We start from the raw sequence: 17,776 nt of genomic DNA, 5'->3' as shown, positions 1-17,776 counted from the left end.
GCTTCCCCGGAGCAAGTTCATGCGGTTTTCCTCCCTGACCCTTGTCGCGCTGCTGTTGGCGGCCCCCGCGCTGCCGCTGCAGGCCCTGCCCGCGAAGGGCGCCAAGCCGGCGGCCGAGCCGGCCAAGGCCGCTTCCGCCGCCGCGCCGGACGCGGTGGACATGGACGACATCCGCAACTTCAGCCGCGTCTACGAGATGGTGCGGCAGGCCTATGTCGAGAAGGTCGACAACAAGACCCTGATGAAGGCCGCGATCAGCGGCATGCTCACCGGCCTCGATCCGCACAGCGAATACCTGGACAAGGACGGCCTGGCGGAACTGAGCGAGGACACCACCGGCCAGTACGGCGGCTTGGGCATCGAAGTGCTGCAGGTGGACGGCACCCTGCGTATCGTCGCGCCGATCGACGACACGCCCGCCTCGCGCGCCGGCATCAAGCCGGGCGACACCATCGTCAAGATCGACGGCACGCCGGTCGACTCGGAAAACATCGACGACATGTTCAAGAAGCTGCGCGGCGATCCGGGCAGCAAGATCGTGCTGAGCATCCTGCACGAGAAGAGCGACAAGCCGGTGGACATGAGCCTGGTGCGCGAGCGCATCTCGGTCACCAGCGTGAAGGTGCGCGAGCTGGAGCCGGGCTATGCCTACGTGCGGCTCAGCCAGTTCCAGGACGACACCACCGCGGACCTGGAAAAGAAGCTCGGCGAACTGGTCAAGAAGAACGGCGCGCAGCGCGGCGTGGTGCTGGACCTGCGTTCCAATCCCGGCGGCCTGCTCACCGCTGCCGTGGGCGTGAGCGACGCCTTCCTCGACAGCGGCACCATCGTCACCACGCGCGGCCGCCTGCAGGACGCCAACCTGAGTTTCAGCGCGCATCCGGGCGACCTGCTCAACGGCGCGCCGATGGTGGTGCTGGTGGACAACGGCACGGCTTCGGCGGCGGAGATCGTCTCCGGCGCGCTGAAGGACAACCACCGCGCCCTGATCATCGGCCGGCGCACCTTCGGCAAGGGCGTGGTGCAGACCGTGCTGCCGCTGGATGCCGAGCACGCGGTGAAGATCACCACCGCGCGCTACTACACGCCCAGCGGCACCTCGATCCAGGCCGAAGGCATCAAGCCGGACATCGCCCTGGCGGACCTGGCCGTGAACAAGGCCGACAGCGCGGCCAGCCTGATCGGTTCGGAAGCGGACCTGCGCAACCATCTCGCGAACGAGGACGGCAGCAAGGACCGCAAGGCGATCGACAACGACGGCAGCGCCGAGAACGCCGAGCTGGCCACCAAGGACTATGCGCTGTCGCAGGCGCTGAACGTGCTGAAGGGCCTGTCGCTGAACCGCGGCAAGGCTGTGCAGACGGCCAAGCAGTAAGGCTCCGGGGTGGCCGCAGCGTGAAAGAAAGCGCCGCTTGCGGCGCTTTCTGCTTGATTACGCCAACCTCCAGTGGGCACGCGTTACCATGCGGGCCTTCTATTGCCCCGGCGCGATCATGGCCAAGCTCTACTTCTACTATTCGGCAATGAACGCCGGTAAGACCACCACCTTGCTGCAGAGCGCCTACAACTACCACGAGCGCGGCATGCGCACGGTCATCCTCACGCCGGCGCTGGACAACCGCTACGGCGAAGGCGTGGTGGCCTCGCGCATCGGCCTGAAGGCCAACGCGCGGCGCTTCCGCCCCGACGAAAACCTGCTGGCGCTGGTGGAGGCCGATATCGCCGCGCGCGGGCCGCTGCATTGCGTGTTCATCGACGAGGCGCAGTTCCTCGCCAAGGCGCAGGTGTGGCAGGCCAGCGACGTGGTGGACAAACTCAATATTCCGGTGCTCGCGTTCGGCCTGCGCACCGATTTCCGCGGCGAACTGTTCGAAGGCAGCCGCTATCTGCTGGCCTGGGCCGACAACCTGGAAGAGATCAAGACCATCTGCCATACCGGCCGCAAGGCCACCATGGTGGTGCGCGTGGATGAACACGGCCGCGCCGTCACCGAAGGCCCGCAGGTTGAGATCGGCGGCAACGACCGCTATGTCTCGGTCAGCCGCGCCGAATTCAAGAAGATCACCGAAGGCCACGGCCGCATCGAATTGCAGCAGCCGGTTTTGCCGCTGGGCGAGCACTGACCCGCGGCGCGGCATGGCCGCCCACCACAAGGAATTCCCCATGAATGCACCGATCCGTATCCCCGCCTGGCAGCGTCCCCACTGGCATCCCGGCGGCGAGGAGATCTACCTGCACTACTACGTGTTCGGGAATTTCCAGAACGTGCGCGTGCCTTCCGCGCCCTATGGCAGCGACGGCCTGCCGCACGGCATCGAGGTGAGCAACCACCATCATTCGGCGCTGCGCTCGTGGGAGGGCTATCCGCTCAAGGGCGAACTCGGCCGTTTGTTCAAGGAAGAAGCGCCGGACGCCTACCGCGCCGCGGTGGATGCGCCGCAGGTGATGATCCTGCGCGGCACCCTGCCGGACCAGGGCGACGTGGGTTATCTGCGCGACACCCTGGGTGTGGTGGCGGGCCTGCTCGATATCGGCGGCGTGGCCGTGCTCGATCCGCAGATCGTCACGCTGTTCGGCGCCGATGCCTGGCGCAGCCATTACCTGGTGCGCGACGGCGCGCCGATCCGCAACCACCTGCTGATCCTGCGCGACGACGAAGACAACGGCGACGGCTACTGGATCCGCACCCGCGGCATGCGCAAGTTCGGCCGTCCGGACGTGAGCCTGCGCCAGGTGCCCGAGAGCGACAGCGACCGCGCCGGCATGCTGTGCGAGCGGCTGGCGGAGATGCAGGCGCTCGGTGCGCACTTCGCCGACGGGCAGTCGCTGGAAGCCGACGGCATGCGGGGTTTCGTGGCCAGGCTCGGCGGCAGTGCGGTGGAAGCGCCGTTCTACAACAGCTACGTCGAGTTCCGCTGGCCGCATTGAGCCTCGCCGCCGAGGTAGGTTGGGGTGAGCGCAGCGAACCCCAACGATGCGCTGCGTTTGAAGGTCGCCATGTTGGGGTTCGCTGTGCTCACCCCAACCTACGCCGGACGTTGCGGGCCGGAGTTTATTTCTGGCAGTGCGGGCACCAGAACGTTGAGCGCTGCCCCAGCACCACCTGGCGGATCGCCGTGCCGCAGGTCCGGCACGGTTCGCCTTCGCGGCCGTAGGCCTGCAGTTCGCGCACGAAGTAGCCGGGCATGCCGTCGGGATTGATGAAGTCGCGCAGCGTGGTGCCGCCGCGCTCGATCGCCCAGGCCAGGATGCGCTTCACCTCGGCGGCCAGGCGCGCATAGCGCGCACGCGAGACGGAACCCGCCGCGCGGCGCGGATCGATGCCGGCGGCGAACAGCGCCTCGCTCGCATAGATATTGCCCACGCCCACCACCACGGCGTTGTCCATCAGGAACAGCTTCACCGCCGCGGTGCGGCCGCGCGACATCCGCCATAGCAGGTCGCCGTCGAAATCGTCGGTGAGCGGTTCCGGGCCGAGGTTTTCCAGCAGTTCGTGGGTGGTGCCCGGCGCTTGCCACAGCAGGCAGCCGAAACGCCGCGCGTCGGTGAAGCGCAGCACGCGCGCGCCGGTGGTGGCGGCTTCCAGCCCGAGATCGACGTGATCGTGCTTGCCCACCGGCGCATCCGCCGGCAGCACGCGCAGCACGCCGGTCATGCCCAGATGCAGCAGCGCGCTGCCCACGGCGGTATGCAGCAGCAGGTACTTCGCGCGGCGCTCGACGTCCTCGATGCGCTGCCCCGGCAGCAGCTCGCCGATCTCCGGCGGAATCGGCCAGCGTAGATCCGGCCGGCGCAGCACCACCGAGGTGATGCGCCGGCCGATCAGATGCGGGGCGATGCCGCGCCGGGTGGTTTCGACTTCGGGCAGTTCAGGCACGGCGTGCGCTGCTCAGGACCAGTCGGCGTGGAAGCTGCCGGGACGGTCGATGCGCTCGAACGTATGCGCACCGAAGTAATCGCGCTGTGCCTGCACCAGGTTCGCCGGCAGGCGCTCGGCGCGGTAGCTGTCGTAGTAGGCGATCGCCGAGGCGAAACCCGGCACCGCCACGCCGGCCTGCACCGCGGCGGAAACCACGTCGCGCAGCGCCTGCTGGTATTGCGCGGCGATATCGCGGAAGTATGGATCGAGCAGCAGATTGGCCAGTGCCGCATCGCGCGCATAGGCGTCGGTGATCTTCTGCAGGAAGCGCGCGCGGATGATGCAGCCGGCGCGGAAGATCTTCGCGATGGTGCCGTAGGGCAGGTTCCATTTGTACTCGTCGGAAGCCGCGCGCAGCTGCGCGAAGCCCTGCGCGTAGGAGACGATCTTGCTCAGGTACAGCGCGCGGCGCACCGATTCGATAAACGCCGCGCGGTCGCCGGTGAACGGCTTCGCGTCAGGACCAGCCAGCACCTTGCTCGCGGCGACGCGCTCGTCCTTCAGCGCGGAAAGCAGGCGCGCGAACACCGATTCGGTGATCAGCGGCAGCGGCACGGCCAGGTCCAGCGCGCTCTGGCTGGTCCACTTGCCGGTGCCCTTCTGCGCGGCGCGGTCGAGGATGATGTCGACCATGGCCTTGCCGGTGTCCGGGTCTTTCTTGCCGAAGATGTCGGCGGTGATGGCGATCAGATAGCTGTCCAGTTCGCCCTGGTTCCAGTCCGTGTAGACCTGGCCCAGCTCTTCGTTGGACAGGCCCAGCACCTGCTTGAGCACGGCGTAGCTCTCGGAGATGAGCTGCATATCGCCGTACTCGATGCCGTTGTGCACCATCTTCACGTAATGGCCGGCGCCGTTCGGGCCCATGTAGGCCACGCAGGGTTCGCCGTCCGGTGCGCGCGCGGCGATCTCGGTCAGCACCGGCGCCACCAGGTCGTACGCATCGCGCGGGCCGCCGGGCATGATCGACGGACCGCGCAGCGCGCCTTCCTCGCCGCCAGATACGCCGGTGCCGATGAAGTGCAGGCCGGCATCGTTCAATTCGCGCTCGCGGCGGATGGTGTCCTGGAAGAAAGTGTTGCCGCCGTCGATCAGCACGTCGCCTTTGTCCAGCAGCGGCTTCAGTTCCGCGATGGTGGCGTCGGTGGGTTCGCCCGCCTTCACCATCAGCAGGATGCGCCGCGGCTTCTGCAGCGAGTCGACGAAGTCCTGCACGCTGTAAGTGGGCACCAGGCGCTTGTCCGGATGCTCGGCCATGACCTCGTCGGTCTTCTCGCGGCTGCGGTTGTAGATGGCCACGGTGTGGCCGCGGCTCTCGATGTTGAGCGCGAGATTGCGGCCCATCACGGCCATGCCGACGACGCCGATGACGGGTTGCTCGACCGAACGATTCATGCGGATGCTCCCAGGGAGGATGACGGGAATGCCTCGGATATGGGGAGGTCGCCGGGGCATGCAAGGTGCCCCGCATCATACGCAGGCCGGTGCTCGCTCAGGGCGCCTTGGCGGTGTTCGCCTTGGCCGGGCGCGGCGTGAAACGCACCGAGACCAGGGCCACGCGATCGCCCGCGCGCACATAGCGCAGCGGGCCGGTGACGGCGACTTCGCCGAAACTCAGCGCCTGTCCGTCCAGCGTCAGCACCACCGGCGGCGGCGCCAGGCCGATCTTCGCCGGATCGAATTCCGCCAGCGGCCGCCAGCTCTGCACCGGTGCGGTGGCGGTGGCGGCGAGATCTTCCAGGCGGCCTTCGTCGACCGGCAGGGTGGTGCCGTCGACGGCCTGCCAGTGGCCGTCGTGTCTGGCGTAGTGCTCGGTGACGCCGCCGTGCCAGGCCAGGTCGATGCGCTGCACCGTGGCCGGATCGAGATCGAGCAGGCTGCCCAGCGCCTGCGCGCGGTCGTGCCGCCATTGCCAGCCGGCGCCGGCCAGCAGCGCCGCGGCGATCACTACGAACACCACCGTGCCGCGCTTCATGCGCGGCGCCGGCGCCAGGCGATCAGTCCGCCGAGCACCAGCAGGCCCAGCGGCAGCACCAGCAGGAAGCCGAACGTGACCGCGTTCAACTGGCCCTGGCTGAGCTGCATCGCGCGGTCCGGCGCGCCGCGCGGCGGCAGGTTGACCAGGGCGTCGTCGCCCAGCAGCCAGTCGAACACGCGCTCGCCCAGCGCGCGGTTGCCGCCGTTGCCGAGGAAGGTGTTGGAGAGGAAGTCGCCGTCGCCGATCATCGCCACGCGCTGCTCGCTCTTGTCCGGGCTGGGCGAGAGGCGCGCGAAGGTGAGGCCGAAATCGAGCGGGCCTTTCAGCTCGCCGGCATCGGCGTCGTAGCGGATGCTGGTGCTGCCTTCGTTGTCGATCGGCTGGAACTCGGTCCAGCTCTGCGGCCCCGAGCGCAGGAATGGCTGCACTTCCCACTCGCCGCGGCGCGCCAGCGCCAGCGCCGAGACCTGCGGGAACAGCGTGGTGAGCGTGAGGCCGCGGGTGATCGCATGCACGGGATAGCTGCCCACGGTGATCAGGCGCGGGTCCTTCAGGCCCAGCGCGGCGCCCTGGCCGTCCACCAGCACGCCGGGCAGCACGTGCACGCCCAGCGTATCGGCCAGCGGCTGCAGGCCGAGATCGTCGTTGGAAGGTTCGGTCAGCCACAGCAGGTTGCCGCCGGCGGCGACGTAGTCGGTGAGGGCCTTCACCGCGCCCTGCGGCAGCGCCAGCGTCGGCCCGGCCAGCACCACCAGGTCGGTGTGCTGCGGCACCGCCGTCACCTGCGCGAAGTTCAGCGGCACCGCGCGCATGCCGCGGCTTTCCAGCTGCGTCATGAACATGCCCATGTCCGCATTGGCCTTGCCGTCCGCGCGGCGCTCGCCGTCGCCGGTGACGAAGGCGACGATGCGCTCGCCGCCGCGCGCCAGGCGTTCCAGCGCATTGGTGAGGCTGCGCTCGGACAGCTCGTCCAGGCGCTCCTCGCGGTTGCCGTAGTGCAGGATCAAGGCGCCGTCGACGGTGATGCCGAGCTCGCGCATCTTCGCCGGGTCCTGCTGCGGATCGACGAAGCGCAGGGTGAGGTCGTGCTTGAAGCGGCGGTAGCGCTCGATAAAGCTGCCCACCGTCTGGCGCAGGTCGCCCTGCGGGTTCGCATAGCTGACGATCTCGACCGGGCCCTTGACTGCGTCGAGCACGGCGCGGCTTTCGGGCGAGAGGCTGGAGCGGCTGTCGTGGCTCCAGTCGGCGACGTAGTCGTGGCGATAGGTGAGATAGCCGGCCGCGCCCGCCGCGGCGAACAGCGCCAGCGCGAACAGCCAGCCGCGCAGGGTTCCGGTCAGGCGCATCAGCCACGCTCCTTGTCGGCGGCGACGCGGCGTGTCGCCAGCGTCAGCGCGATGGCGATCACCAGCGCGAACCAGGCCAGGTCGGCGCTGGACACCAGGCCGCGCAGCAGGGCTTCCAGATGCGTGCTCAGCGACAGCCAGTTCCACAGCCCGTTGCCGATGCCGGCCTTCTGCGCGGCCAGGTTGGCGGTGAACAGCGCCAGCCCCAGCGTGAGGCTGGCGGTGGCGGCCACGGCCGGCAGCGAGGCGAACGCCGAGCAGGCCACGCCGAGCGCGCCCAGCGCGGCCAATGTCAGCGCCAGGCCCAGCACGGCGGCGGCGAACTTGCCCCAGTCCAGCTGGGTGCCGTGCGCCAGGCTCAGCGGCATGGCCACCGTCAGCGCCAGCCAGCCCAGCAGCCACAGCAGCACGGCCAGGTACTTGCCCAGCACGATGGCCGCGGGCGAGGTGCCGCTGGAGGCCAGCAGGGGCAGGGTGCCGTTGGCGCGGTCGCCGGCCAGGGTCGACATGGTGAGCAGCGGCACCACCAGCAGGGCCAGCTCGGTGAGGCCGAACGGCAGCACGCCCATGGTCAGCGTGCTGCCCAGCAGCGGGACGCCGACCAGGTCGGTATAGCCGGGGCCGCCGGGCAGGGCGGCCAGCTTGATCTGGTTGTCGAGGAAGCTGCCCAGCAGCAGCACGAAGCGCCAGGCCAGCTGGGCCAGGGTGAGCGCGGCCAGCACCCAGGCCAGCGGACGGACCAGCAGGCGGCGCAGCTCCAGGCGGGCCACGGACAACATCGAACTCATGCGGCCTGGTCCTTCCCGCTCATCGCGATCTCGAAAAACGTGTGTTCCAGCGCTTCGTGCCCGCCGTCCAGCGCGGCATCGTGGCGCAGCTGGCCCTCGTGCAGGATCGCCACGCGGTCGCACACGGCGGTGGTCTCGGCCAGCAGATGCGTGGACAGGATCACCGCGGCGCCGCCGGCGGCTTCCTCGCGGATGATCTTGCGCAGCGCGGCCACCTGGACCGGGTCGAGCGCATTGCCGGGTTCGTCCAGCACCAGCAGCTTCGGCTTGTGCAGCACCGCGCAGGCCAGGCCCAGCCGCTGGCGCTGGCCCTGCGACAGCACGCCGGCCAGGCGGCGCAGCAGCGGGGCCAGTTCCAGGCGCTCGATGGTGGACTCGCAGGCTTGCTTCAGTCCGCTGGCGCGCAATCCACGCAGACGGCCATGCGCCTTCAGATGTTCCAAAACGGTCAGTTCCGGCCAATGCGGGGCACGTTCCGGCAGCCAGCCGATCAGGCTGCGGGCCCGTTCCGGGTGCTCGGCGAACACCTCGCCGTCCAGCTCGATATGGCCTTCGTGCGGCTTGAGCGCACCGGCGATCATGGCCAGCGTGGTGGACTTGCCGGCCCCGTTGACGCCCAGCAGGCCGAGGATCTGCCCCCGGTCCAGCGTCAGGCTGAGACGCTCCACGGCCGGGCGCCCGGCGCGGAGGCGCCGAACCTGATCAAGCTTTAACAGGGGGTGTGGCAGAGTCATTGCATGATTGTCACGGCGCCCCCACCGTTTGAACAGACGGCGGGGGCGTTCTTGCGCGCTGAAACACGTTCTGCGGCATCGCTACGCAGGCATGATTTCCCATGCTGGTGGGTACGGAAACCCTCGATTAGACTGACTTTTCACCCTACTGAGTGTTTCCCATGCTCGACGCAGTGCTGAACTTCCTGTCCAACGGCCTCACCGGGGCCGGCTGGGTCGCCATGCTGGTCTACCTGCTGGTGATGACGCAGCTCACCATTTTCACGGTGACGCTGTACCTGCACCGCAGCCAGACCCATCGCGGCGTGGACTTCCACCCCGCCCTGGCCAACTTCTTCCGCTTCTGGGGCTGGCTCACCACCGGCATGGTGGTGAGGGAGTGGGTGGCGGTGCACCGCAAGCACCACGCCAAGGTGGAGACCGAGGAAGATCCGCATAGCCCGCAGATCTACGGCATCAAGAAGGTGTTCTGGGACGGCGTGTCGCTGTACCGCGACGCCAGCTACATCAAGGAAGACCTGGAGAAGTACGGCCGCGGCACCCCGGACGACTGGATCGAGCGCAAGCTGTTCGGCGGCCACCCGTACTGGGGTCCGACCCTGATGCTGCTGATCAACCTGGCGCTGTTCGGTGTGATCGGCGCGGCCATCTGGGCGGTGCAGATGATCTGGATCCCGTTCTGGGCCGCCGGCTTCGTCAACGGCATCGGCCACTGGTGGGGCTACCGCAACTTCGAGAGCGCCGACACGGCCACCAACCTGGCGCCGTGGGGCGTGTGGATCGGCGGCGAAGAGCTGCACAACAACCACCACGCTTTCCCGAGCTCCGCCAAGTTCGCCCTGCGCAAGTGGGAGTTCGACATCGGCTGGGCGGTGATCTGCGCGCTGCGCACGGTGGGCCTGGCCAAGGTGATGCGCGTGGCGCCCACGTTGGACATCCGCCCGAACGTGCACCTGCCCGACGCCGAGACGCTGAAGGCCGTGCTGACCCATCGTTTCCAGGCGATGACCGACTACTACCGCGGCGTGATCGTGCCGACCCTGCGCGACGAAGCCCAGCACGCCGGCGAAAGCCTCAAGGCGATGCCGCGCCGCATGCGCCGCTCGCTGGCCGACGGTGGCCGCTGGCTGGACAGCGAAGGCCGCGAGCGCCTGCAGGCCGCCCTGGCCAAGCGCCCGACCCTGCGCACCGTGTGCGATTTCCGCACCCGTCTGGCCGAACTGATGGAACAGCGCGGCGCCGAGCAGAGCCTCAAGGGCCTGCAGCAGTGGATCGCCGAGGCCGAGCAGAGCGGCATCCGCGTGCTGCAGGATTTCGCGCAGCGCCTGAAGGGTTACGCGGTGAGCAGCGCGGCTTAAGCGCAGCGCCTGTCGAAATTAAAAAAGCCCGCCGATCGGCGGGCTTTTTTTATGGGCGCTTGTCCGCCACGCACAGGCCACGGATGATCGCGCGATGCCCGAGCCTCTCTTCCCCGCCTTGATCGGTCCGACCGATTGGCCGTTGCTCGCCGAACCGGTGCAGCGCATGCACGGCGGCACGGTTTCGCTGAGCGCGCACGGCGTGGCGCAGGTCGACGGCGCACGCCATCCGTTCGCGCGCCTGCTGCGCCGCGTGCTCGGCCTGCCGGAACCCGGCGCGGACCAGGCCATCGCGCTCAGCATCGAACGTTCGGAAGGGAGCGAAACGTGGACGCGCAGCTTCGCCAACGGCCGCATGCGTTCCACCCTGGAACGCGCCGCGGACGGCATCCATCTGCGCGAACGCCTAGGCCCCGTCTCGCTGTACTTCGCCCTGCGCCGCGACGGCGACGCGATCGATTGGCAGCTGCAGCAGGGCCGACTGCTCGGCCTGCCGTTGCCGCGCGCCATGTTCGGCAGCGTGTTCTCGCACAGCCTCGCGGAAGACGGACGCTACGTATTCCATATCGATACGCGCCTGCCGCTGCTCGGGCAGTTGATCGCTTACCGCGGCTGGCTCGACATCGACTGACTCACTCGAACGCTTCGACGCCCGTGCGCAGCGCGTAGCCGTCGAAGCCCGCTTCGATCTGCTCCAGCGTCAGCAGGCCTACGCACGGCGTCGCGCCTTTGGCGTCGATCCATCCATCCGCCATGCGCCGCGCCAGCACCACGGCCGGCGTCACCGGCACCTGCGGGCCGTCGCCCTCATCCGCGCTCAGCCACCAGCGCAGCTTCAGCACACGCCCATCGGCGGCGATGCCGCCCAGCTCCACCGTCATGCCGCCCACCTCGGAACCGAAGCGTAGAAACAGCTCGCTGAAGCGACGCAGTGCGGGTGCATACGCAGCAAGGTTGCGGATCAAGCCTAGCCGCACAAGCACCGCCGCGCACCAGGTGCCGCCTTGCAGCAGCGGCAGTTCGAGGCCGGCGCGGAACATCACGGTGCGTACCTGCGGATAGCGCGCGGGGAACAGATCCAGGTCCGGAATCTCGCACGCGCCCACGCGCCGCCGGCCGAACGGAAAGCGCTGCATGCGGCTGTCCATCCAGCCATGTGTCACCTGCCAGCGTCCGTCGCGCCATACGCGGATCGGACGGCCGCAGTAGCCCAGGATCGACGCCACCGTGGCGTCGCCGCGCGGTGTCCGGTTGCCGGGATTGATGGTGTGCTCGATCGTTTCCAGCATGGCGAAGCGCGGCAGCAGCGCATCGACGGCGGCGGCGCTCAAGGCCGGCACGCTGGAGGCGCCGGTAACCAGCAGTCGCCCTGCCGCCAGCGCGCGTTCGTGCAGGCGTTCGATGCCGGTGACGAAGCCGCGGCCATCGGCCAGGTCGACATAGTCGCTGCCTGCCGCGAGGCACGCTTCCGCCACGCGATAGTCCTGGCCCTGGAACGGGCCGGCGGTGTGGATCACCAGCTGCGGCTGCAGTGCGGCGAGCGCCGCGGCGAAGCCGGCATCGCCGGTGTCGAGCGTGGCGATGCGGACGGATGGATCTTCAAACGACGCACGCATCGCTTCCAATGCATCGCGCCGCCGCCCGGCCAGTACCAGCTCGAAGCGCGCATCGCGCGCCAGCCGCTGCGCCACGCGCGAACCGAACACGCCGGTCGCGCCGATCACCACCACCCGCAAGGCCATCCCTGGGCTCCGCTCGCCAAAGCGGGCATTACAGCATGACCTGGGGGTGGCCCTAGGTAGGGATCGACCTAGCTAGGCCCGGCGGGAGCGCATCGGGTCTTATGCGATGCACAGGGTTTCCACGGTTCGGAGCAAGCCATCATGTCCAGCGTCAACGTCGCGTTCGCCGGTGTCGATATCCAGCGCTTCCTCGGCCTGGCCGAACACAACCCGGTGCTGGATCCGAAGATCGGCCCCGACAACAGCGCGCCGAACCGCTCGCTCTACAACAACGCCAACGGCCAGCCGGACTTCTCCAACAGCAGCCAGCCCAATCCGAACGATGTGAAGCAGGAAGGCTACGGCGACTGCTATTTCGACGCCAGCATCGCCGCGCTGGCGCAGCAGCATCCGGATCAGATCAAGAACATGATCCACGACAACGGCAATGGCACCTTCACCGTGACCTTCCCGCACCAGAAGGACAACAGCGCCGGCAATCTGTGGGGCCTGTTTGGCGACGACTATCACGACGTGAAGATCACCGTCAGCGACAAGGACCTGCCGTCCAACGGCACCAGCTCCAGTGATGGCACCGCCAAATGGCCGGAAGTGCTGGAAGCGGCCTACGCCAAGATGCAGGGCGGCTACGACGCGATCGGCAACGGCGGCCATCCCGCCGACGCCATGACCGCGCTGACCGGCAAGAGCGCCGACGCCTATTCGCCCCAGGATGGCGCCGGCAAGATCGAGCAGGCGCTGAAGGACGGCAAGCTGGTGACCATCGCCACGCCCGAATCCGACGGCAACCAGGCGGGCATGGAAGCCGGCAAGAATCCGCACGGCCTGGTGGGCGGCCATGCCTACACGGTGACCGGCGTGTGCACCGGGCCGGACGGCAAGAAGTACCTGGAGCTGCGCAATCCCTGGGGCTTCGATCAGCCGCAGAACATCCCGCTGGACAAGATCAACGACGGTTCGGTCGATGAAGTGGAGATCGGCAACGCCTGAGCCATGCGCCGCGCTGTGATGGCGGTCATCCGCCATCGACAAACCGCGTGGCAAGCTCGACCGATGAACAGCATCGATGCAGGCCAGTCCAAGGCGAGGCGCCCCAGCGCGGGGCGCCTTGTCGCGTTCGCGGCGCTGCTGCTACTTTCGGCCGGCACTTCCGCAGGGTCGACGCAGGCAGGGAAATCCATGTCCAGCTCCAGCGATCAGCACCAGGCCGCTTCGGCCGAAGTCCCCGCAGAAATCGAGATCCTCCGCGGCCGCGCCGGCGTGATCGGCCGCTCGCGCGTGGGCGTGTCGTCCATCGTCGCCACGCCGCCGCCGTTCCAGGGTGCGATGCCCGGCGCGCGCGCCACCTTGATCGAAATGCGCGACGCGCCGATGCACGTCGAAAGCACCATGGTGCTGGGCGAGAAGATGCTGCTGCCGCTGGCCGACGGCCTGCACCGCGTGAGCAAGCTGGCCATGCCCAGCGAAAGCGATCGCCAGGGCCATGTGGCGATCGACGCCGAAGCGGTGCGCGCGGGTTCGCCCGGCCACGTGTTCGTCAGTGAAGAAGGCCGGCTGCGCATCGGCGGGCCGGAAGTGAAAGCCGCCTACGACCTGCGCGTGCTGGCGTGGACGCCGGACAAGCACGCGCCGCAGAGCGCCACCGTCGAATGGCTGACCGCCGCCTTCCCGCGCGACAGCGTGCCGCCGCAGCAGATCCGGCAGCAGGCGGTGAAAGCGGGCGACCGGCTGCAGGTCGGCGGCGCCACGCTCACGGTCAAGGCCGTCGAAGGACAGACGCAGGACCACCCGGCCTGGATCGAATTCGAGCTCACGCCCGGCGCTTGAACGCGCCGCCGCGGCTTCCCCCTACATGACTAACAGCATGGCGGTGCCGCTGCTTGCAGCGGTGTAACTTCCTACGGTCGCGCCCGCCACTCGGGGCGCCCCTTCAGGAGACCGCACGATGCCGTCCGCCAACCCCAGGGCACTCGCCCTTGCCGCCGCCTTGCTCGCCTGCCTGCCCGCCGCCGTGCTGGCCGGCTACGACAAGCCGCCCGAGCCGCTGCTGGGCCTGATGCATGCGCCGCTGCCGGCGATCCCGATGCTCGATCCCACCCGCTCGCGCATGTTGCTGGTCGAGCAGTCGCAGTACCCGCCGATCGCGCGCGTGGCCGAGCCTTATCTCAAGCTCGCCGGCCTGCGCATCGAGCCGGCCAATCATGCACGGCACGATGCGTCGAGCGGCTACGGCATCCGCACCTGCCTGAAGAGCTTCACCGTGGAAGATGTGGCCAGTCACAAGCAGCTGCCGGTGACGCTGCCGGCCGACGCCTGCCCGAGCGTGCCGCAGTGGTCGCCCGACGGCCGCCGCTTCGCCTTCGCCAACACCACCAAAGAACGCACCGAACTGTGGCTCGGCGATGCGCTCACCGGCCAGGCGCGCCGCGTGGAAGGCGTGTGGCTGAACCCGGTGATGGAAGACGACGTGCAATGGCTGCACGGCAGCGATTCGCTGCTGGTGAAGCAGGTGCCGGCAAATCTCGGCGCGGCGCCCAAGGTGAGCGAGACCTCCGGGCCGGAAATCAAGGAATCGATCGGCGGCAAGGGCGAGAGCAGCACCTACGAAGCCCGCGACACGCTGGGCAGTCCCGAAGACGAAGCGCTGTTCGAGTATTACGGCACCGCGCAGCTCGCGGTGGTCGACGCGGCCAGCGGCAGCGTCAAGGCGGTGGGCAAGCCGGGCGTGCTTGCCGGTGTTTCCGGCGCGCCGGATGGCGAGCACGTGCTGGTGGAAACGCTGAAGAAGCCGTACTCGTACGTCACCACCTACGAGCGTTTCGCGCGCGACGTCAGTGTGCTCGACGTGCGCACCGGCCAGTCCACCGCGATCGCTTCGCTGCCGGTGGCCGACCGCGTGCCGGTGCGCGGCGTGCCGGTGGGGCCGCGCGATTTCGACTGGCGCGCCAATGCGCCGGCCACCCTGGTGTGGCCGGAGGCGTTGGACCAGGGCGACTGGAAGGTCAATGTCCCGCAGCGCGACAAGGTGATGCTGTGGAGCGCGCCGTTCAACGGCAAGCCGCAGGAAGTGGCGCGCACCACCCAGCGCTACAGCGGCATGCGCTGGCTGGCGCAGGGCGACGAGCCCTTCGTCTACGAGTACGACGCCAACAAGCGCTGGATCCATATCGCTCGCATCGACGTCGCGCATCCATCGAAGCCCGCGCGCACGGTGTGGGATTACTCGATGGACGAGAACTACAAGCAGCCCGGCTCGCTGCTGATGCAGCAGCTGCCGAACGGCGCGCGTGTGGTGCGGCAGGAAGGCGACTATGTCTACCTGGCCGGCACCGGCGGCACGCCGCAGGGCGACCGTCCCTTCCTCGATCGCTACGCCTTGTCGAGCGGGCGCACCGAGCGCCTGTTCCGCGGCGACGGCGCGGACCACTACGAAAGCGCGCAGGCAGTGCTGGCTGGCGGCGAGCGCTTCATCACCGCGCGGCAGTCGCCGGCCGAGCCGCCGAATCTGTTCCTGCATGCGCTGGGCGCGCCGGTGAGCGACGCCAAGCCGGGCGAAGCGGTGTTCGCTTCGAGCAGCGAGGCGATCACGCATATCGCCGACCCGACGCCGCAGGTGCGCGGCATCGCCAAGCGGCTGGTCACCTACAAGCGCAAGGATGGCGTGGAACTCTCGTTCACCCTGTACACGCCGCCGGGCTACAAGGAAGGCACGCGCCTGCCGGCCGTGCTGTACGCCTATCCGCAGGACTTCGCCGATCCGAGCAAGGCCGGGCAGGTGAGCGGATCGCAGCAGAAGTTCGATCTGCTGCGCGGCTATCGGCTGCTGCTGCTGTCGGGCTACGCCATCATCGACAACGCGTCGTTCCCGATCGTCGGCGACCCGCGCACGGCGTACGACACCTATGTCGAGCAGCTGGTGATGGACGCGCAGGCCGCGGTGGACAAGGCGGTGGAGCTGGGCGTGGTCGACCGCGAGCGCATCGGCGTCACCGGCCACAGCCATGGCGCGCTGATGACCGCCAACCTGCTCGCGCACACCGATCTGTTCCGCGCCGGCGTCGCCACCAGCGGCGGCTACAACAAGGACCTCACCCCGTTCGGCTTCCAGAACGAACGCCGCTCGCTGTGGCAGGCGCCGAAGGTGTACGAGCAGGCCTCGGCCTTCTTCAACGCCGACAAGATCAAGTCACCGCTGCTGATCATGCATGGCATGGACGACGCCAACCCCGGCACCGAGCCGGTGCAGTCGCCCAAGCTGTTCCAGGCCATCCGCGGCCTGGGCGGCACCACGCGCCTGGTGATGCTGCCGCACGAGCCGCACTGGTACACGGCGATGGAGTCGAACGAGCAGGAGGTGTACGAGATGCTCACCTGGTTCGACAAGTACGTGAAGAACGCCGCGCCCAAGGCGGCGGCGAAGGAGCAGGGCAAGGCTGCTCCCTGACTCTGGCCTCGGCGCGGACGTCTCGTCCGCGCCGGCATCCTGCCGCCATGCTTGAAGGAGCGCGGATCCCGCGCTCCGATTTCAGTGCTCGCCGTAGTGGAACTTGCAGCTGATGATGAAGATGCACTCGCCATCGAAGGCGTAGACCAGGCGATCCTTCATGTTGATCGATCGGGACCAGAAGCCGGTCAGATCGCCGCTCAGCGGGTGAGGATCGCCCAGGCCGTCGTTCGGAGTCCTTTGCGCCTCTTTGATGAGCGTATGTATCTTCTTCAGGGTTTTCTTGTCTTCGGCCCAGTCCTGGTAGTCCTTCCAGGCTTCGTCCGTGAACTTGATACTTCGTGCCATCAAGCGCGCTCCTTTCCTACTCCTCGATCAGCGTGCGCTTCCTGGCCTTGCCCGCCTTGAACTGAGCGATGGACCTGGCGAGGTGATCGCGGTTGGCCTGGTTGCTGAGCAGGTGCACGGTGTCCGCCATCGAGTTGTAGTCCGCCAGGGACATGACGACGGCGTCTTCGTGATCGCGGCGATGGATGATGGTGATGGAGCAGTCGCTTGCCACGGTATCCAGCACCTCTTTGAGGTTGTTACGGGCGTCGGAAAAACTGACGACTCGCATAGGGTTCTCCTGTCTTGCCGCTGGCTCGGATGCTTTTCTTGACTTGTGCATGTTCTTGCACAAGTCGAGTTTAGGGCATGTCCTGAAGCCGCAACAAGCAGTCAGCTCAGACCTGTCCAGACACCCATGGCAATGACTTTCTTGATTCCCTATGGCTTGCCCAGGCTATCCGCCAGGCCTGACCTCAAGCCAGCTTTGCGGCCGAAATTCAGACAAAAGGAGGCTCCGCAAGGCGAAAAAAAAACCCGCCACATGGGCGGGTTTTTCATGGAGCGCAGATCAATTACTTGATCTTGCCTTCCTTGTAGATCACGTGCTTGCGGACCACCGGATCGTACTTCTTGAACTCGAACTTGTCCGGGGTGTTCTTCTTGTTCTTCTGCGTGGTGTAGAAGTGGCCGGTGCCGGCGGAGGAGATCAGGCGGATCTTGTCGCTCTTGCTCTTGGACATGGCTTAGGGCTCCTCAGATCTTCTCGCCGCGGGCACGCAGGTCGGCGATCACGGCCTCGATGCCCTTCTTGTCGATGGTGCGCAGCGCCTGGTTGGAGACGCGCAGTTTCACCCAGCGGTTCTCGCTGGCGACCCAGAAGCGACGCTCATGCAGGTTCGGCAACCAGCGGCGACGGGTCTTGTTGTTGGCATGCGAGACGTTGTTACCAGTCTGCACACCCTTTCCGGTGACTTGGCAAATACGGGCCATGATGACCTCCGTGGATTCTGTAGACCGCCCGTTGGCCAGGGCGACATCGGCCCAGCGGCGCCATGCGCCACGCGATGCTGGAGGGTGCTGCTTTCCGGGGGCTGCCGTGAGGTCCGCATCGCGTCGCGGACGTGCCCGTAAGGCCGGGCC

At 67.8% G+C, this 17,776-nt stretch carries 19 protein-coding genes; 8 read left to right on the top strand and 11 right to left on the bottom strand.

The window, feature by feature from the left end; genetic code table 11:
- Positions 1 to 19: 19 nt before the first annotated feature.
- From KK141_RS03670 to KK141_RS03660, 3 genes are all read left to right on the top strand, one after another.
- Positions 20 to 1,375 (top strand): S41 family peptidase, encoded by a 1,356-nt coding sequence (locus KK141_RS03670; RefSeq protein ID WP_214572799.1) that lies wholly within the window; start codon positions 20 to 22, stop codon positions 1,373 to 1,375.
- 118 nt (positions 1,376 to 1,493) lie between these two features.
- A complete protein-coding gene (locus tag KK141_RS03665) occupies positions 1,494 to 2,123 on the top strand; it encodes a thymidine kinase (protein ID WP_214572798.1) in 630 nt (209 codons plus the stop codon).
- Between the two features lie 40 nt (positions 2,124 to 2,163).
- Positions 2,164 to 2,928 (top strand): hypothetical protein, encoded by a 765-nt coding sequence (locus tag KK141_RS03660; protein WP_214572797.1) that lies wholly within the window; start codon positions 2,164 to 2,166, stop codon positions 2,926 to 2,928.
- Positions 2,929 to 3,052: 124 nt separating this feature from the next.
- On the opposite strand, the gene mutM is transcribed toward KK141_RS03660, so the two are convergent.
- The 6 genes from mutM to KK141_RS03630 form a co-directional block, all read right to left on the bottom strand.
- On the bottom strand, positions 3,053 to 3,877 hold the full coding sequence (gene mutM, locus KK141_RS03655; protein WP_214572796.1) for a bifunctional DNA-formamidopyrimidine glycosylase/DNA-(apurinic or apyrimidinic site) lyase: 825 nt from the start codon (positions 3,875 to 3,877) through the stop codon (positions 3,053 to 3,055).
- A gap of 12 nt (positions 3,878 to 3,889) precedes the next feature.
- Positions 3,890 to 5,311 carry an NADP-dependent phosphogluconate dehydrogenase gene (gene gndA / locus KK141_RS03650; protein WP_214572795.1) on the bottom strand — a complete coding sequence of 474 codons (1,422 nt, stop codon included), beginning with the start codon at positions 5,309 to 5,311 and terminating at the stop codon, positions 3,890 to 3,892.
- Between the two features lie 97 nt (positions 5,312 to 5,408).
- Entirely contained in the window at positions 5,409 to 5,891 is a 483-nt protein-coding gene (locus tag KK141_RS03645; protein WP_214572794.1) for a DUF4340 domain-containing protein, read from the bottom strand.
- A complete protein-coding gene (locus tag KK141_RS03640) occupies positions 5,888 to 7,240 on the bottom strand; it encodes a GldG family protein (protein WP_214572793.1) in 1,353 nt (450 codons plus the stop codon). The genes KK141_RS03645 and KK141_RS03640 overlap by 4 nt, the downstream gene beginning before the upstream one ends.
- Entirely contained in the window at positions 7,240 to 8,028 is a 789-nt protein-coding gene (locus tag KK141_RS03635) for an ABC transporter permease (RefSeq protein WP_214572792.1), read from the bottom strand. The genes KK141_RS03640 and KK141_RS03635 overlap by 1 nt, the downstream gene beginning before the upstream one ends.
- Positions 8,025 to 8,762 carry an ABC transporter ATP-binding protein gene (locus tag KK141_RS03630; RefSeq protein WP_214572791.1) on the bottom strand — a complete coding sequence of 246 codons (738 nt, stop codon included), beginning with the start codon at positions 8,760 to 8,762 and terminating at the stop codon, positions 8,025 to 8,027. The genes KK141_RS03635 and KK141_RS03630 overlap by 4 nt, the downstream gene beginning before the upstream one ends.
- A gap of 161 nt (positions 8,763 to 8,923) precedes the next feature.
- Here KK141_RS03630 and KK141_RS03625 point away from each other — a divergent pair, with 161 nt between their 5' ends.
- Positions 8,924 to 10,120 carry a fatty acid desaturase gene (locus KK141_RS03625; protein WP_214572790.1) on the top strand — a complete coding sequence of 399 codons (1,197 nt, stop codon included), beginning with the start codon at positions 8,924 to 8,926 and terminating at the stop codon, positions 10,118 to 10,120.
- A gap of 94 nt (positions 10,121 to 10,214) precedes the next feature.
- Positions 10,215 to 10,751, top strand: a complete 537-nt coding sequence (locus KK141_RS03620; protein ID WP_214572789.1) for a DUF4166 domain-containing protein — start codon at positions 10,215 to 10,217, stop codon at positions 10,749 to 10,751.
- A gap of 1 nt (position 10,752) precedes the next feature.
- Here the strand turns inward: KK141_RS03620 and KK141_RS03615 are convergent, their stop codons facing one another.
- Positions 10,753 to 11,862, bottom strand: a complete 1,110-nt coding sequence (locus KK141_RS03615) for a saccharopine dehydrogenase NADP-binding domain-containing protein (protein WP_214572788.1) — start codon at positions 11,860 to 11,862, stop codon at positions 10,753 to 10,755.
- Positions 11,863 to 12,003: 141 nt separating this feature from the next.
- Between KK141_RS03615 and KK141_RS03610 the strand changes: the two genes are divergently transcribed.
- The 3 genes from KK141_RS03610 (at position 12,004) to KK141_RS03600 (ending at position 16,306) form a co-directional block, all read left to right on the top strand.
- Positions 12,004 to 12,852, top strand: a complete 849-nt coding sequence (locus tag KK141_RS03610; protein ID WP_214572787.1) for a C2 family cysteine protease — start codon at positions 12,004 to 12,006, stop codon at positions 12,850 to 12,852.
- Positions 12,853 to 13,041: 189 nt separating this feature from the next.
- Positions 13,042 to 13,689: a hypothetical protein gene (locus KK141_RS03605; RefSeq protein ID WP_214572786.1), complete on the top strand. Its 648-nt coding sequence runs from the start codon at positions 13,042 to 13,044 to the stop codon at positions 13,687 to 13,689.
- Between the two features lie 118 nt (positions 13,690 to 13,807).
- Entirely contained in the window at positions 13,808 to 16,306 is a 2,499-nt protein-coding gene (locus KK141_RS03600) for a prolyl oligopeptidase family serine peptidase (RefSeq protein ID WP_214572785.1), read from the top strand.
- Positions 16,307 to 16,387: 81 nt separating this feature from the next.
- On the opposite strand, the gene KK141_RS03595 is transcribed toward KK141_RS03600, so the two are convergent.
- From KK141_RS03595 to rpmB, 4 genes are all read right to left on the bottom strand, one after another.
- Complete coding sequence (locus tag KK141_RS03595) at positions 16,388 to 16,654, bottom strand: Txe/YoeB family addiction module toxin (RefSeq protein ID WP_214572784.1); 267 nt, start codon at positions 16,652 to 16,654, stop codon at positions 16,388 to 16,390.
- A gap of 16 nt (positions 16,655 to 16,670) precedes the next feature.
- On the bottom strand, positions 16,671 to 16,925 hold the full coding sequence (locus KK141_RS03590) for a type II toxin-antitoxin system prevent-host-death family antitoxin (RefSeq protein WP_214572783.1): 255 nt from the start codon (positions 16,923 to 16,925) through the stop codon (positions 16,671 to 16,673).
- 283 nt (positions 16,926 to 17,208) lie between these two features.
- Entirely contained in the window at positions 17,209 to 17,376 is a 168-nt protein-coding gene (gene rpmG, locus KK141_RS03585; protein WP_026635435.1) for a 50S ribosomal protein L33, read from the bottom strand.
- 13 nt (positions 17,377 to 17,389) lie between these two features.
- A complete protein-coding gene (gene rpmB, locus KK141_RS03580; protein ID WP_167253427.1) occupies positions 17,390 to 17,626 on the bottom strand; it encodes a 50S ribosomal protein L28 in 237 nt (78 codons plus the stop codon).
- Positions 17,627 to 17,776: the final 150 nt, after the last annotated feature.

It is taken from the genome of Dyella sp. LX-66 (genome assembly GCF_018599165.1).
GTDB classification, from domain to species: domain Bacteria; phylum Pseudomonadota; class Gammaproteobacteria; order Xanthomonadales; family Rhodanobacteraceae; genus Dyella_D; species Dyella_D marensis.
Note: the sequence above shows the minus strand (reverse complement) of the source record. Positions and strands in the feature narration are given on the sequence as shown.